At 58.9% G+C, this 13,230-nt stretch carries 12 protein-coding genes; 8 read left to right on the top strand and 4 right to left on the bottom strand.

Annotated elements, in window-relative coordinates; translation table 11 throughout:
* Nucleotides 1-25 precede the first annotated feature (25 nt).
* The gene (locus tag GS612_RS16030; protein ID WP_171641691.1) at nucleotides 26-1,540 is read left to right on the top strand and encodes a YifB family Mg chelatase-like AAA ATPase; all 1,515 of its coding nucleotides are present in this window, start codon (nucleotides 26-28) and stop codon (nucleotides 1,538-1,540) included.
* Here the strand turns inward: GS612_RS16030 and gshB are convergent.
* The 3 genes from gshB to rsmI form a co-directional block, all read right to left on the bottom strand.
* Nucleotides 1,537-2,469, bottom strand: coding sequence for a glutathione synthase (gene gshB / locus GS612_RS16025; protein WP_171641689.1), 933 nt, complete (start codon nucleotides 2,467-2,469; stop codon nucleotides 1,537-1,539). The two genes, GS612_RS16030 and gshB, sit on opposite strands and share 4 nt — an antisense overlap.
* A gap of 61 nt (nucleotides 2,470-2,530) precedes the next feature.
* Nucleotides 2,531-2,902, bottom strand: coding sequence for a YraN family protein (locus tag GS612_RS16020; protein ID WP_171641687.1), 372 nt, complete (start codon nucleotides 2,900-2,902; stop codon nucleotides 2,531-2,533).
* Nucleotide 2,903: 1 nt separating this feature from the next.
* On the bottom strand, nucleotides 2,904-3,761 hold the full coding sequence (gene rsmI / locus GS612_RS16015) for a 16S rRNA (cytidine(1402)-2'-O)-methyltransferase (RefSeq protein WP_171641685.1): 858 nt from the start codon (nucleotides 3,759-3,761) through the stop codon (nucleotides 2,904-2,906).
* Between the two features lie 88 nt (nucleotides 3,762-3,849).
* Here rsmI and GS612_RS16010 point away from each other — a divergent pair, with 88 nt between their 5' ends.
* Genes GS612_RS16010 through murJ form a run of 3 tightly spaced genes read left to right on the top strand, consistent with a single transcriptional unit; the run spans nucleotide 3,850 to nucleotide 9,327 of the window.
* Nucleotides 3,850-5,010, top strand: a complete 1,161-nt coding sequence (locus GS612_RS16010; RefSeq protein ID WP_171641683.1) for a penicillin-binding protein activator — start codon at nucleotides 3,850-3,852, stop codon at nucleotides 5,008-5,010.
* A complete protein-coding gene (locus tag GS612_RS16005) occupies nucleotides 4,970-7,789 on the top strand; it encodes a [protein-PII] uridylyltransferase (RefSeq protein ID WP_152456870.1) in 2,820 nt (939 codons plus the stop codon). The genes GS612_RS16010 and GS612_RS16005 overlap by 41 nt, the downstream gene beginning before the upstream one ends.
* Nucleotides 7,786-9,327 carry a murein biosynthesis integral membrane protein MurJ gene (gene murJ / locus GS612_RS16000; RefSeq protein WP_171641681.1) on the top strand — a complete coding sequence of 514 codons (1,542 nt, stop codon included), beginning with the start codon at nucleotides 7,786-7,788 and terminating at the stop codon, nucleotides 9,325-9,327. Before GS612_RS16005 ends, murJ begins: the two co-directional genes overlap by 4 nt.
* On the opposite strand, the gene GS612_RS15995 is transcribed toward murJ, so the two are convergent.
* A complete protein-coding gene (locus tag GS612_RS15995; RefSeq protein ID WP_171641680.1) occupies nucleotides 9,328-10,014 on the bottom strand; it encodes a rhomboid family intramembrane serine protease in 687 nt (228 codons plus the stop codon).
* 86 nt (nucleotides 10,015-10,100) lie between these two features.
* On the opposite strand from GS612_RS15995, the gene trpS reads away from it, so the two are divergent.
* From trpS to GS612_RS15975, 4 genes are all read left to right on the top strand, one after another.
* The gene (gene trpS, locus GS612_RS15990) at nucleotides 10,101-11,129 is read left to right on the top strand and encodes a tryptophan--tRNA ligase (protein WP_171641678.1); all 1,029 of its coding nucleotides are present in this window, start codon (nucleotides 10,101-10,103) and stop codon (nucleotides 11,127-11,129) included.
* Between the two features lie 59 nt (nucleotides 11,130-11,188).
* Nucleotides 11,189-12,052, top strand: coding sequence for a branched-chain amino acid aminotransferase (locus tag GS612_RS15985; protein ID WP_171641676.1), 864 nt, complete (start codon nucleotides 11,189-11,191; stop codon nucleotides 12,050-12,052).
* A 77-nt stretch (nucleotides 12,053-12,129) separates the two neighbouring features.
* Nucleotides 12,130-12,585, top strand: a complete 456-nt coding sequence (locus GS612_RS15980) for a universal stress protein (RefSeq protein ID WP_152456865.1) — start codon at nucleotides 12,130-12,132, stop codon at nucleotides 12,583-12,585.
* A gap of 9 nt (nucleotides 12,586-12,594) precedes the next feature.
* Nucleotides 12,595-13,188, top strand: a complete 594-nt coding sequence (locus GS612_RS15975) for a 2-hydroxychromene-2-carboxylate isomerase (RefSeq protein WP_171641674.1) — start codon at nucleotides 12,595-12,597, stop codon at nucleotides 13,186-13,188.
* The last annotated feature ends 42 nt before the right edge of the window (nucleotides 13,189-13,230 follow it).

The raw sequence follows: 13,230 nt of genomic DNA, 5'->3' as shown, positions 1-13,230 counted from the left end.
CCTGTTAACCAAGAACAGGACTGCCATGGTCGCCCGCGCCCACACTGTTGCCTTTCACGGCGTCGAAGCCCGCCCGGTCGAGGTGCAATGTGCCGTATCGCCCGGCTTGCCGGCCTTTTCCATCGTTGGCCTTCCCGACAAAGCCGTGTCCGAAGCCCGCGACCGTGTCCGCAGCGCGCTGAGCGCGATGGCCATCGCTCTGCCGTCGAAACGAATTACGATCAACCTGTCTCCCGCCGATCTGCCCAAGGAAGGCAGCCATTTCGACCTGCCCATCGCAGTCGCGCTGTTATCGGCACTCGAGGTCATCCCAGCCGATGCCGCCGAAGGAACGGTCGCACTGGGAGAGTTGTCGCTTGATGGATCTCTGGTACCTGTCGTCGGCGCCCTGCCCGCCGCCATGACGGCCGCGTCCGAAGATCGCATGTTGCTGTGTCCCAAAGCCTCCAGCGCCGAGGCTGCATGGGTCGACGCCACTCAGGTTATCGGCGCGGGTTCCCTGGGCGATGTTGTCCGCCATTTCTCGGGACAGTCCCCTTTGCCCGCGGCACAACCCGGCGAGGTGAATCTGACGCCCAGCGTGCGGGATCTGCGCGATGTAAAGGGGCAGGAACGCGCCAAACGCGCTTTGGAAATAGCGGCAGCCGGGCGTCACCATCTGATCATGATCGGCACGCCGGGGTCGGGCAAATCCATGCTGGCTGCACGGCTTCCGGGCATCTTGCCTCCGCTGACCGCAGTCGAAGCGTTGGAAACTTCGATGATCCAATCCCTGTGCGGGTTGCTGGATGAAGGCGGCATCAACCGCACGCGTCCTTTTCGGGAACCGCATCATACGGCCTCGATGGCAGCCATTGTCGGCGGGGGCAAAGGTGCCAAGCCCGGTGAGATCTCTTTGGCGCATAACGGCGTGCTGTTCATGGATGAGTTCCCCGAATTTCCGCGTACGGTTCTGGAGACCCTGCGCCAGCCAATAGAGTCCGGAGAAGTCATGGTGGCGCGTGCCAATGCCCATGTGAAATACCCCTGCCGCTTCATGCTGGTGGCCGCCGCGAACCCGTGCAAATGCGGCTACCTGACGGATCCATCGCGCGCCTGCTCTCGCGCACCCGGCTGCGGCGAGGACTATCTGAACCGTATCTCGGGGCCCTTGATGGACAGGTTCGACCTGCGGATCGAAGTTCCGCCTGTGGGCTTCACCGATCTTGATCTGCCCCCTTCCGGCGACAGCTCGGCGACAGTTGCCACGCGGGTTGAAAACGCCCGCGCCATACAGGCAGACCGGTTTCGGGGAATGCCAGAGATGCGTCAGAATTCCGACGCCGAAGGCAAAGTTCTGGAACAGATCGCAACACCCGATGCAGAAGGAAAAGCAGTTTTGCTGAAGGCGGCTGATCGGTTCGGCCTATCGGCCCGTGCCTTTCATCGCATTCTGAGGGTGGCGCGGACGATCGCCGACCTGGACGGCTCAGCCGACATCCGCAGGCCACATGTCGCAGAGGCGCTGAGCTTTCGCATCAGCGCCCGCGTGATGGCTTAGATCTTGGCTTCAATCGCCTGCCAGATCTTTTCGGCAATGTTCACGCCGTCGAACCGTTCCAGCTCTTGAATACCGGTCGGCGAGGTCACGTTGATCTCGGTGAGATAGTCGCCAATGATGTCGATCCCGACAAAAATCTGCCCTTTTTCCTTCAGCAACAGTCCGATGGCGGCACAGATCTCCAGATCACGCTCTGACAACCCGATCTTTTCCGGGCGTCCGCCCACATGCATGTTTGACCGCGTTTCGCCCGCGGCCGGCACCCGGTTGATTGCGCCAACCGGTTCACCGTCCACGAGGATCACCCGCTTGTCGCCATTGCTGACATCCGGCAGGAACTTTTGCACGATCAGAGGCTCGCGCGAGAACCCCGTGAATAGCTCGTGCAGAGAGGTCAGGTTGCGGTCATTGGCATCCAGTCGGAACACGCCCGCACCGCCATTGCCATAAAGCGGCTTTAGGATGATATCGCCGTGCTTTTCCTTGAACGCCTTGATCGTTTTTATGTCACGGGCAATCGTTGTCGGCGGCGTCAGGTCAGGGAAATCCAAAACCAGCAGTTTTTCAGGATAGTTCCGAACCCAGAACGGGTCGTTAACCACCAGCGTTTGCCCTTTCAGGCGGTCCAGCAGATGGGTGGACGTGATGTAATGCATGTCAAAGGGTGGATCCTGACGCAGCCAGACCACGTCGAAATCGGCCAGGTCAACCTCACGTTCGGGGCTCAGAACCGCCGGATCGCCGGCGACCCGCTGCACGGTCATGTCATGGCCGCGCGCCGTGATACGACCTTCCTGATAGGCCAGCTGATCCGGCCCATAGAAAAACAACGAATGACCGCGCGCCTGCGCCTCCTCCGCCAGACGGAATGAGCTGTCGGCGTTGATGTCCACGGCCCCGATCGGGTCCATTTGAAAGGCGATTTTCATGTCGTGTCCCTCAGTTTCACGCAAGATACATGGCCCAGCAGGCCTGAGGGTTCAATGGGGCTTAGGCGTGACCGAAGGCGTTTTCGATGATTTGAACCGCGCCAGTGCCATCTACCAGTGCCGCGTCAAATCGGACATTGGTCAATTGCCCACCCGGTTCGTTTTCCAGGTATTGCGCGGCTGAAGCACAGATTCGGTCGATTTGTCTTTGGCTGATCCGGGCTGCAGCTTTTTCGAAACTGGAGCTTTTCTTGACCTCGATGAACACCAGCCCATCGCCGTCCCGCACAATCAGATCGATTTCACCACCGGCACCCCGCCACCGATGATGCGCAATTGCAAACCCCCGGCGCTCGTAGTCCGAGGCGACCCGAAGCTCGGCCGACTGCCCCGCCTGGTAGGAAACCGAGCCCTGAATTGCACGCCGCCCCATGTCATCCCTTTCCCAGTTTCAGAGCTTTCTGGTAAATAGGTCGGCGCGGCAGATCATACATTTCTGACACAAGATCCGCTGCGTCCCGAACCGAGTGGGTTTCCAAAGCTCGTTTCAAAGCCTCTTCTACGTCGGATTCGTTAACGCTTTGCAAATGGCCGCGATCCACCAGCAAAACGATCTCACCCTTGACCGGTTTTTCCTGAATTTCCGCCGCCAGATCGGCCAGGCTTCCACGACGGATTTCTTCGAACTTTTTCGTCAGTTCACGGCAGAAGGCCGCTTGACGATCTGCCCCCAGGCATTCCGCAAGATCTGCAAGGCTGGCCGAGACGCGTTTCGGGGATTCATAGAACACCAAGGTGCCTGGTATGTTTTTCAAAGCCTCAATCCGGGTCCGGCGTGCGCCCGATGCATTGGGCAAGAAACCTGCGAAAAAGAATGAATCCGTTGGCAGGCCCGCCAGGGTCAGCGCTGTTATGGCAGCGGATGCCCCGGGCGCACAGGTCACCATATGCCCGGCTTCGGCCGCCTGTTTGCCCAGATCATATCCCGGATCAGCGATCAGCGGCATACCCGCCTCGGATGCATAGGCGACCGATTGTCCCTGTGCGAGGGCATCCATAAGTCTGCCACGCGCCCCGGCGCCGCTGTGATCATGGTAGGCTTGGATATGCCGACCCTCCAGGGGGATGCCATGGATTTCCATCAACCGCCGCAGGCTCCGGGTGTCCTCCGCCGCTATCACATCAGCCGAGGCCAGAACATCCAGCGCCCTGAGCGTAATATCGCGCGCGGTTCCGATCGGAGTGGCAACAAAATACAGGCCCGCAGCCAATCTGATCTTTTGGAAATTCAAAGCTGGACCCTCACAGCGTGACGTTTATTATCGCGGCTCAACAGAACAGAAGCATTCACAGCCGCCGGATCAGGGAGTTTTCATTTAGATGTTTACCGTTTGCAAGCCCGTAAGCAAGCTGGCGAAAGCCGCCATTGCCCTGACGACCGCAGCATTTCTGGCCGCTTGTGAGCCGGGCGGCGTTGGGGGTGGCCCTTCGATTGACACGTCGAATCCTGTTCCGGTTGCTTTGCTGGTTCCCCGCTCGGGCGACGCCGCGCTGGCGCAGAGCCTTGAGAATGCGGCCCGTATGGCAATGTCCGATCTGCCTAACGTCAAAATCGACCTGCGTGTTTACGATACGGCAGGAAACCCGACCACGGCGACAGCGGTGGCCCAGCAGGCCGTTGCCGAAGGCGCCAAGATCATTGTCGGCCCTGTTTACGCCCAGGCGGCAAACGCTGCCGGACTGGCCGTACTGAACAATAACGTGAATGTTCTTTCGTTCTCGAACAACACCAGCATTGCGGGTGGCAATGTATTTGTACTTGGACCGACCTTTGAAAACACCGCCAACCGGCTGATGAATTATGCGGGCAGGCAAGGCAAAACGAACACGGTTATCGTGCACAGCAATGATGCCGCGGGGCAAGTGGGGCAAGCTGCCATCGCCAATGCTCTGGCAAACAGCCGGGTCAACAATGCGGGAACGGTCGGATACGACCGGTCGCAACAGGGTGTCATCAACTCGGTTCCCACCATCAAGGCCACCGTCGATTCGACAGGGGCGGACTCGATTTTCATGACGGCAACGACAGCGGGTGCCTTGCCACTTTTCTCGCAATTGCTGCCTGAGGCCGGCGTTTCTCCGGCGACGACACAATTCATCGGTCTAACCCGTTGGGATATCCCCCCGCAAACACTGGAGCTGCCGGGCGTGCAAGGGGGATGGTTCGCCCTGCCCGACCCGTCAAAGGCCCAAGCCTATCGTCAACGCTATAACGCGACATATGGAGAAGCGCCTCATCCGATCAGCGGTCTGGCCTATGACGGAATAGCGGCGATTGGTGCTTTGGTCAGCCAGGGCAAATCCAATGCTCTGACCGGTGCTGCCCTGACCCAAAATGCCGGTTTCCAAGGTGTTGGCGGTATCTTCCGCCTCCGCCCGAACGGCACCAATGAACGCGGCCTTGCCGTCGCGACGATTCAGAATAAACAGGTGGTTGTGATTGACCCTGCCCCGCAAAGCTTCTCTGGTGCCGGTTTCTGAGCGATCGGGCGAGACCATGGCGCCGGATGGCGCGCTAATTTGCCCTGCCGAAAACATCTTTGACAGCGTCAGCGTCAATGATGCGCTGGCCGAGGTGTTCGAGACCAGCTCTGACAACAGCAAAATGCGTTCTGAAACAGTGCGCATTCTGCGCGACGCTCAGAAAGCGGGTCGCAAAGCCATTGCCGATGCCTTCAGCGAACGTCCGTTCGACGCGCGCGCGCTGACCCGGTCCTATACCTACCTGACGGACCAGCTGGTCGGAACCGCAATGCTGGTCTCCAGCACGCGCTTGCATCCGCTTGCGACGCCAACACAAGGTGAAAAGATCGCCGTACTGGCCGTTGGCGGATACGGGCGCGGTGAAATGGCGCCGTCTTCGGATGTCGATCTGCTGTTTCTGACCCCCTACAAAATCACCGCCTGGGCCGAGAGCGTCATCGAATCGATGCTTTATATTCTTTGGGATCTCAGGCTTAAGGTCGGGCATTCCTCGCGCACGATCAAAGACTGCCTTCGGCTGGGTACCGAGGATTTCACGATCCGCACGGCAATGCTTGAACAACGCTATCTGGCGGGCGACAAGGCGTTGGCCGACGAGCTTGAGCGACGCCTGAAAACCGAGCTGTTCAAAGGAACCGAGCGGGAATTCATCGAAGCCAAACTGAACGAACGAGATGAGCGTCACCTGAAACAGGGAGAGCGCTACAAGGTCGAACCCAATGTGAAAGAGGGCAAAGGGGGGTTGCGCGACCTCCAATCCCTCTACTGGATCGCAAAGTACATCTATGGCGTTCAGGACGTGGCCGAACTTGTGCCTTTGGGTCTGTTCACCCCGGAAGAGTTCAAGACTTTCGTTCAGGCCGAAGAATTTCTTTGGGCCGTTCGTTCGCATTTGCATCTGGTGACGGGTCGCGCCACCGAGCAACTGACTTTTGACATGCAGGTCGAGGTTGCCGCGCGCATGGGCTATGAGGATCACGCCGGTCGCCGGGCGGTCGAAGTGTTCATGCAACGCTATTTCCGCGAAGCCACGCGTGTCGGCGAGTTGACGCGGATTTTTCTGACGAAGCTTGAGGCGCTGCACGTGAAAGGCGCACCTTTGCTGGAGCGTATTTTCCGCAGGCGCCGGCGGGTCAAAGCGGGATACCGGGTTGTTCACGGTCGTCTGGACGTAGCGGACCCTGACAAATTTCTGTCCGACAAGGTAAACCTTCTGCGCCTGTTCGAAGAAGGCTTGCGAACGGGAATGCTGATCCATCCGGATGCCATGCGTCTGGTGGCGGCAAATCTGCATCTGATCGACGACGAAATGCGCAATGACAAAGAGGCGCGGCGCATCTTTCTGGACCTGATGCTGAAACACGGCAACCCAGAGCGAGCCTTGCGGCGGATGAACGAACTGGGCGTACTATCCGCCTTCCTGCCCGAGTTCGAGCCCATCGTGGCAATGATGCAGTTCAACATGTACCACAGCTATACGGTGGACGAGCATACCATCCAGTGCATCGTGAATCTGGCCCAGATCGAACGCGGAGAGTTGATTGAATCGCTGCCTCTTGCCTCTTCGATTCTGAAAGGTGGGGTCAATCGCAAGGTGCTGTATGTTGCCCTGTTGCTGCATGATATCGCGAAGGGGCGACCCGAGGATCACTCGATCCTTGGGGCACAGATCGCGCGCAAGGTGGCACCAAGACTGGGCCTGAACAAAGCAGATTCGGAAACGGTCGAATGGCTGGTGCGCTATCACCTGCTGATGTCCGACATGGCACAGAAACGTGACATTTCAGACCCCCGCACAGTGCGTGATTTCGCCAAGGCAGTTCAAACCGTCAAACGGCTAGACCTGTTGACCGTTCTGACCGTCTGCGACATTCGCGGCGTGGGGCCGAACACATGGAACAACTGGAAAGCCACGCTTTTGCGTGCCCTTCACGCTGAAACCAAGCGCGCGCTGGAAACCGGGATGGAGGACCTCAACCGCGCCAATCGCGGCGCCGAGGCAAAGAAAGCCCTGCGCACCGAACTGGCAGCCTGGTCCAAGGCCGACCTCAAATCCGAGACGGGGCGCCACTACGACCCGTATTGGCAGGGTCTCAATCTGGCCACACATGTCGAGTTTGCGAACATGCTGCGTGCGCTGGAACAAAGCGGCGACCCCGGCGCGATGGAGATCCGCCTGCAACCGGACGAGGATCGCGACGCAACCCGAGCCTGTTTTGCGATGGGCGATCACCCCGGTATTTTTGCGCGCATCGCCGGCGCGCTGGCCCTGGTCGGCGCGAATGTTGTGGATGCTCGCAGCTATACCACCAAAGACGGCTACGTTACCGATGCCTTCTGGATTCAGGACGCAGAGGGACACCCGTTTGAAGCCTCGCGCCTGCCACGTCTGACGCAGATGATTCACAAGACACTGCGCGGCGAAGTGGTCGCAAAAGAGGCGTTGAAATCACGCGACAAGATTAAGAAGCGCGAGCGTGCCTTCAACGTTCCAACGCATATCACCTTCGACAATGACGGCTCTGAAATTTACACGATCATCGAAGTGGACACCCGCGACCGTCCGGGTCTGTTGTTTGATCTGACCCGGACCCTCGCCGCAGCGAATGTCTACATCGCCAATGCCGTGATCGCGACCTATGGCGAACAGGTAGTCGATACGTTTTACGTCAAGGATATGTTCGGCTTGAAATATCATTCGGAAAGCAAGCAACGTGGGCTTGAGGCCAAGCTGCGCAAGGCGATCACCGAAGGCGCTGAGCGTGCGGCCTCATGAAGCAAATCCGTTTGTTTTCAGGCCTGTTCACGGTCGGCTTCTGGACGCTGGCCAGTCGAATACTGGGGTTTCTGCGGGAAATTCTGCTGACCGCCTTCATCGGCCCCGGGCCGGTGATGGATGCTTTCGTCGCGGCCTTTCGCCTGCCGAACATGTTCCGCCGCTTTTTCGCCGAAGGTGCGTTTAACGCTGCTTTTGTGCCCATGTTCTCGAAACGGCTGGAGGCGGACGAGAACCCCCAGGGGTTCGCGCAGGATGCGTTCAACCTGTTGGCCGTGGCCGTTCTGGCGCTGGTCGGGCTGGCCATGGTTTTCATGCCGGGTCTGGTGTGGCTGACGGCCGAAGGGTTCCATGGGGATGAACGTTTCGATCTGGCCGTGGACTATGGCTATGTCGTGTTCCCGTATATCCTTTTCATGTCCTTGGCGGCGTTGTTTTCGGGGGTATTGAACGCCACCGGCAGGTTCGCAGCGGCCGCAGCGGCACCTGTTTTGCTGAACATCTTTGCCTGCACCGCGCTGATCGCCGGGGCCATCTCTGGCGGCGAGGTGATACGATGGCTGATCTCGGTCATTCCGGTCGCCGGCGTCGCACAACTGGTGCTGGTCTGGGTGGCGACCGAACGTGCAGGTATCCGTATCCGCCCCGGCCTGCCCCACCTGACGCCCGAGATGCGCCGGATGGTCCGCATCGCTGTTCCCGCCGCTTTGGCCATGGGGGTTACGCAGGTCAATCTGGTGGTCGGACAACTGGTGGCGTCAAAGACCGAAAAGGCCGTGAGTTGGCTGTTTGCCGCGGATCGCCTGTACCAACTGCCTTTGGGCGTCGTCGGAATCGCCATTGGCATTGTCCTGCTGCCTGACCTGTCCCGCCGCCTGCGCGCCGACGACAAAGAAGGGGCCCGCAACGCGTTTTCCCGCGCCGGGGAATTCATGCTGCTGTTGACGTTGCCCTCGACCGTGGCGTTCCTGATCATCCCGAACCCGCTGGTTTCGGTGCTGTTCGAACGGGGACAGTTCAGTCCCGAGGATACCGCTGCGACAGCGCTGGCGGTCGCGATTTATGGCATCGGTCTACCTGCATTCATGCTGCAAAAACTGCTGCAACCCCTTTTCTTTGCGCGCGAAGATACGCGTTCCCCGTTCCGCTATGCGGTAGTCGCAATGGTCGTGAACGCGGCCTTGGCGTTTGGCCTATTTCCGCTGGTGGGTTGGATCGCCCCTGCGATTGCCGCGTCAACTGCCGGCTGGGCCATGGTTGTTCTTCTGGCGATCGGCGCACGTCGTATGGGCGAAGAAGCGCGTTTCGATGACCGTTTCAGGGCACGTGCGGGCCGGATCGTTCTGGCCTCGGTCGGTATGGGCGCGGTCTTGTTTGCGTTGATCCACTTCTTGGGTTGGACGCTGGACATTCCCGGTTGGCGCTATCTTGCGCTTTTGGTCCTGATCGTGGTCGCCGCCGTCTCGTATTTCTGTCTTGGTCATGTCCTGGGAGCGTTCAGATTGTCAGAGTTCAAACGCGCCTTGCGCCGGGCCTGATCAATCGCGGCGGATGCGCCCGACGATCCGGGCCCAGGCCCCCGGCGCCACCAGAAATGACATGCCAAAGCCAGTGGCAAACCCGCCCAGATCGGCGACCCATTCCGCGTTTCCGCCGAAGATCAGACCAAACAGGAACTGAATGCCCATCAGAACGGCGATCAGTTGGAACGCCCTTGCCTGATTTGTCCCCACAAGCGACAGTTTGCGCCACAACAACCACGTGAATGCTCCGATCAGGCCATAAACAGGAGGAAACCCTCCGATCAGGGGATAGCGTGGGTCCAGCAAAACGGCATAACTCAACGCGCCGCCAATCCCCGAGACGACGAAGATCAGCAGCATGGGGACACCACCGAAAACCTCACCAACCATTTTTCCCATCGCCAGAACGAAGACACAGACAAAAATCGCCTGCGTAAAGTTGGCGGATACAAAGGGATAGGTCACGAACCGGACCAGATGTTCGAACGGCCAACGCCCGTTCAGCACCATCCAATCGAAAATATCCGCCGAGAAGGCATAGTGCTGTATCGCGTCCAGACGCCAGCCCACGGCCGCCGGCCCTCCGATCAAACCGCGCGATCCCAGCGTGAAGGCCAGTTCGACGCCGATGATGAACAGAACCAGCGCCACCACAACGGGCGGCAACGGGTTTACGGCGGGTGTGTAATGCTCACTGCTCATTGGGATGGCCTTTCGCGGCTGTTGACGTCCCTTTGCCTCATGGGTAAGCGACGGGGGCTGATTTTTCCAGACAGGAGTTCCCTTTGATGACCGAGACCCAGTTCACGCCCCGCGTGTTTTCCGGCGCACAGCCTTCGGGTAACCTGCACCTCGGCAATTATCTCGGTGCGCTTCGGAACTGGGTGAGAATGCAAAGCGAGGAATTTGAAACCATCTATTGCATGGTCGATCTTCATGCAATCACGGTCTGGCAAGATCCAATCGAGTTGCAGCATGCAACGCGGGAGCTTTGTGCCGGTTACATCGCTTCTGGACTAAACCCCGAAAAATCGATTTTGTTCAATCAAAGCCAAGTGCCGGAACACGCGCAACTGGCTTGGATATTTAACTGTGTTGCTCGTATGGGTTGGATGCAGCGCATGACCCAGTGGAAGGACAAGGCCGGCAAGAACCAGCAGAACGCTTCGCTTGGCTTGTTTGCCTATCCTGCTCTGATGGCTGCGGACATCCTCATCTACCACGCGACCCACGTACCGGTCGGGGAAGACCAGAAACAGCATCTTGAGCTGACTCGCGACATCGCCATCAAGTTCAACAACGATTTCGGCGTCGATTTCTTTCCCGTCACCGAGCCGGTGATCGAAGGTGCGGCCACACGGGTCATGAGCCTGAGGGACGGATCAAAGAAGATGTCGAAATCCGATCCTTCTGACATGAGCCGGATCAACCTGACGGATGACGCCGAAGCGATTGCCAAGAAAATCCGCAAAGCCAAGACCGACCCTGATGCTCTGCCGTCAGAGGCCGAAGGGCTCGAGGACCGCCCCGAGGCGCGTAACCTGGTCAATATCTACGCGGCCCTGAACGATCAAACCATCGAACAGGTTCTGTCCGAAGTAGGCGGCAAGCAGTTCGGTGAGTTCAAACCGATGCTGGCCGATCTGGCAGTGGCGAAACTGGCTCCGATCTCGACCGAAATGTCACGCCTGATGGGGGATCAGGCCGAGATCGACCGGATTCTCGCCCGGGGCGCCGAGCGCGCACGTGAAATCGCTGCTCCGATCCTGCAAAAGACCTACGAGATCGTTGGCATGGTCGGCGCCGCATCACGCTGATTGCACTGGACCTTCGCCTGACGCCCTCCTAGGGTTTGCCTGAATCAAAGGAGGGCGTCATGGCAACCGGCACGAACATCCGGACCTATTTTCAAGGCCAATGGCATGAGGGGGACGCACCCATCATGCGCGCGGCGGACCATGGCGCCTGGCTGGGATCTTCGGTCTTTGACGGCGCGCGATATTTTGACGGCGTGGCCCCGGATCTGGATGCCCATTGCGCGCGGGTGAACCGGTCAGCCGAAGCCTTGATGCTGACGCCGACCATGACGACCGAACAGATGGTCGAGTTGATACGCGAAGGGTTGCAGGCCTACAGCCCGGACACAGCCGTTTACATTCGCCCGATGTACTGGGGGATCGACGGTGACAGCACGGCAATTGTCCCGCAGGAAAACAGCACCGGTTTTGCCATCTGCCTGGAAGAAATCCCGATGGCCCCGGAAACCGCGTCGGCCACTCTGTCGACCACGCGCTTCCGCCGCCCGGTTCTGGAAAGCGCGGTCGTCAACGCCAAGGCGGGGTGCCTTTACCCCAACAATGCCCGCATGCTGCAAGAGGCGCGCTCGAAAGGCTTTTCCAACGCTTTGGTGGCCGATGCGATGGGGCATGTGGCGGAAACGGCGACGGCCAACATCTTCATGGTGAAGGATGGCGAAGTCTTTACACCGATCCCGAACGGAACCTTCCTGGCTGGAATTACCCGAGCACGGCATATCAAAAACCTGCGCGCAGATGGAGTAAAGGTCCACGAAACGGTCCTGAGCTTCGAGGATTTCCACGAGGCCGACGAGGTCTTCATGTCCGGCAACATGAGCAAGGTCACACCGGTAACTGCGCTGGAGGAAACGCAATTTCAGGTGGGTCCTGTTGCTCGCCGTGCGCGTGCGCTTTATTGGGATTGGGCTGCAAGTGAACGATAGCACTATGCCCCAGGCTTGCCCGAGTTGCCAGCGTGCGATCGGTCGGGCATGATCCCGGAAACCTAAAGAGGATACCCATGCGTAAGTTCCTAGTCGTTCTGGATGACAGCCGCGAATGCCTGAACGCGATGAGGTTTGCCGCAATGCGGGCTGCCCATACCGGAGGTGGTGTGACGGTCCTGTCTGTCATCCCGCCCGACGAGTTCAATCACTGGATCGGTGTGGCCGAAACCATGCGTGAAGAAGCCCGCGAACGTATCCATGCGCATTTCGAAGTGTTTGCCAAATGGATGCGGGACAAGCAGAACGTGGAACCGGAACTGGCCATTCGCGAAGGTGATCCCGTGGCACAGATCATTGAACATGTTCAGTCCGATCCCGAGATTGGTGTTCTTGTACTTGGGGCGGGGACCGACAAGAAAGGTCCCGGTCCGTTGGTGACTCAACTGACGAAGAATTCGGGGAGCCTGCCGATTCCGATCACGATCGTTCCGGGCAATCTGAGCAAAGAGAAACTGGAAGAAATAACCTGAGGCGCGGCGATGGCGAAGACGATACAGTTCTGGTTCGAATTCGCCTCGACCTATTCCTACCTCAGCGCGATGCGGATCGAAGCGGCCGCGCAAGACAAGGGCGTTGACATAGAATGGCACCCGTTCCTGTTGGGCCCGATTTTCGCGGATCAAGGATGGCACACCTCGCCTTTCAACCTGTATCCGGCCAAAGGGCGGTACATGTGGCGCGATATGGAACGTCTGTGCAAGGCGCGCGGGCTTCCTTTTGCAAAGCCTGATCCGTTTCCTCAGAATTCGCTCAGGGCAGCGCGTCTGGTTTTGGCCATCGAGGATCATCGGGAACGGGCGGCGTTTGTTCGGGCCGTCTTCCGCGCCGAATTCGGCGCCGGGCAGAATATCTCCGAGGACAGCGTACTGGCCTCCTGCCTCGACGAGGCAGGGCTGCACAGCGGCGTGATGAACCGCGCAGGGGACACGGACATAAAACAGGCCCTGTTCGAACAATCTGCCCGCGCCAAGGCGCTTGGTCTGTTTGGTGCACCAAGTTTTCTGGCCGGGGAAGAGTTGTTCTGGGGCGATGACCGTCTGGATGACGCATTAGAATACGCCTCGACAATTTAGAATCGTTCCAAATCTTGACTTCCCGTGCGCCTGCGCGCATAT

Origin of the sequence: Ruegeria sp. HKCCD6157 (genome assembly GCF_013110685.1) — a bacterium.
Taxonomy (GTDB): Bacteria; Pseudomonadota; Alphaproteobacteria; order Rhodobacterales; family Rhodobacteraceae; genus Ruegeria.
The sequence above is the reverse complement of the archived record's forward strand: the minus strand, read 5'-3'. Positions and strand labels throughout refer to the sequence as shown.

Bases quoted from the DNA above. Each gene is read 5' to 3' on its own strand.
- GS612_RS16030 (WP_171641691.1), top strand. From the start codon at position 26: ATGGTCGCCCGCGCCCACACTGTTGCCTTTCACGGCGTCGAAGCCCGC.
- gshB (WP_171641689.1), bottom strand. From the start codon at position 2,469: ATGAAAATCGCCTTTCAAATGGACCCGATCGGGGCCGTGGACATCAAC.
- GS612_RS16020 (WP_171641687.1), bottom strand. From the start codon at position 2,902: ATGGGGCGGCGTGCAATTCAGGGCTCGGTTTCCTACCAGGCGGGGCAG.
- GS612_RS16010 (WP_171641683.1), top strand. From the start codon at position 3,850: ATGTTTACCGTTTGCAAGCCCGTAAGCAAGCTGGCGAAAGCCGCCATT.
- murJ (WP_171641681.1), top strand. From the start codon at position 7,786: ATGAAGCAAATCCGTTTGTTTTCAGGCCTGTTCACGGTCGGCTTCTGG.
- GS612_RS15995 (WP_171641680.1), bottom strand. From the start codon at position 10,014: ATGAGCAGTGAGCATTACACACCCGCCGTAAACCCGTTGCCGCCCGTT.
- trpS (WP_171641678.1), top strand. From the start codon at position 10,101: ATGACCGAGACCCAGTTCACGCCCCGCGTGTTTTCCGGCGCACAGCCT.
- GS612_RS15985 (WP_171641676.1), top strand. From the start codon at position 11,189: ATGGCAACCGGCACGAACATCCGGACCTATTTTCAAGGCCAATGGCAT.
- GS612_RS15980 (WP_152456865.1), top strand. From the start codon at position 12,130: ATGCGTAAGTTCCTAGTCGTTCTGGATGACAGCCGCGAATGCCTGAAC.
- GS612_RS15975 (WP_171641674.1), top strand. From the start codon at position 12,595: ATGGCGAAGACGATACAGTTCTGGTTCGAATTCGCCTCGACCTATTCC.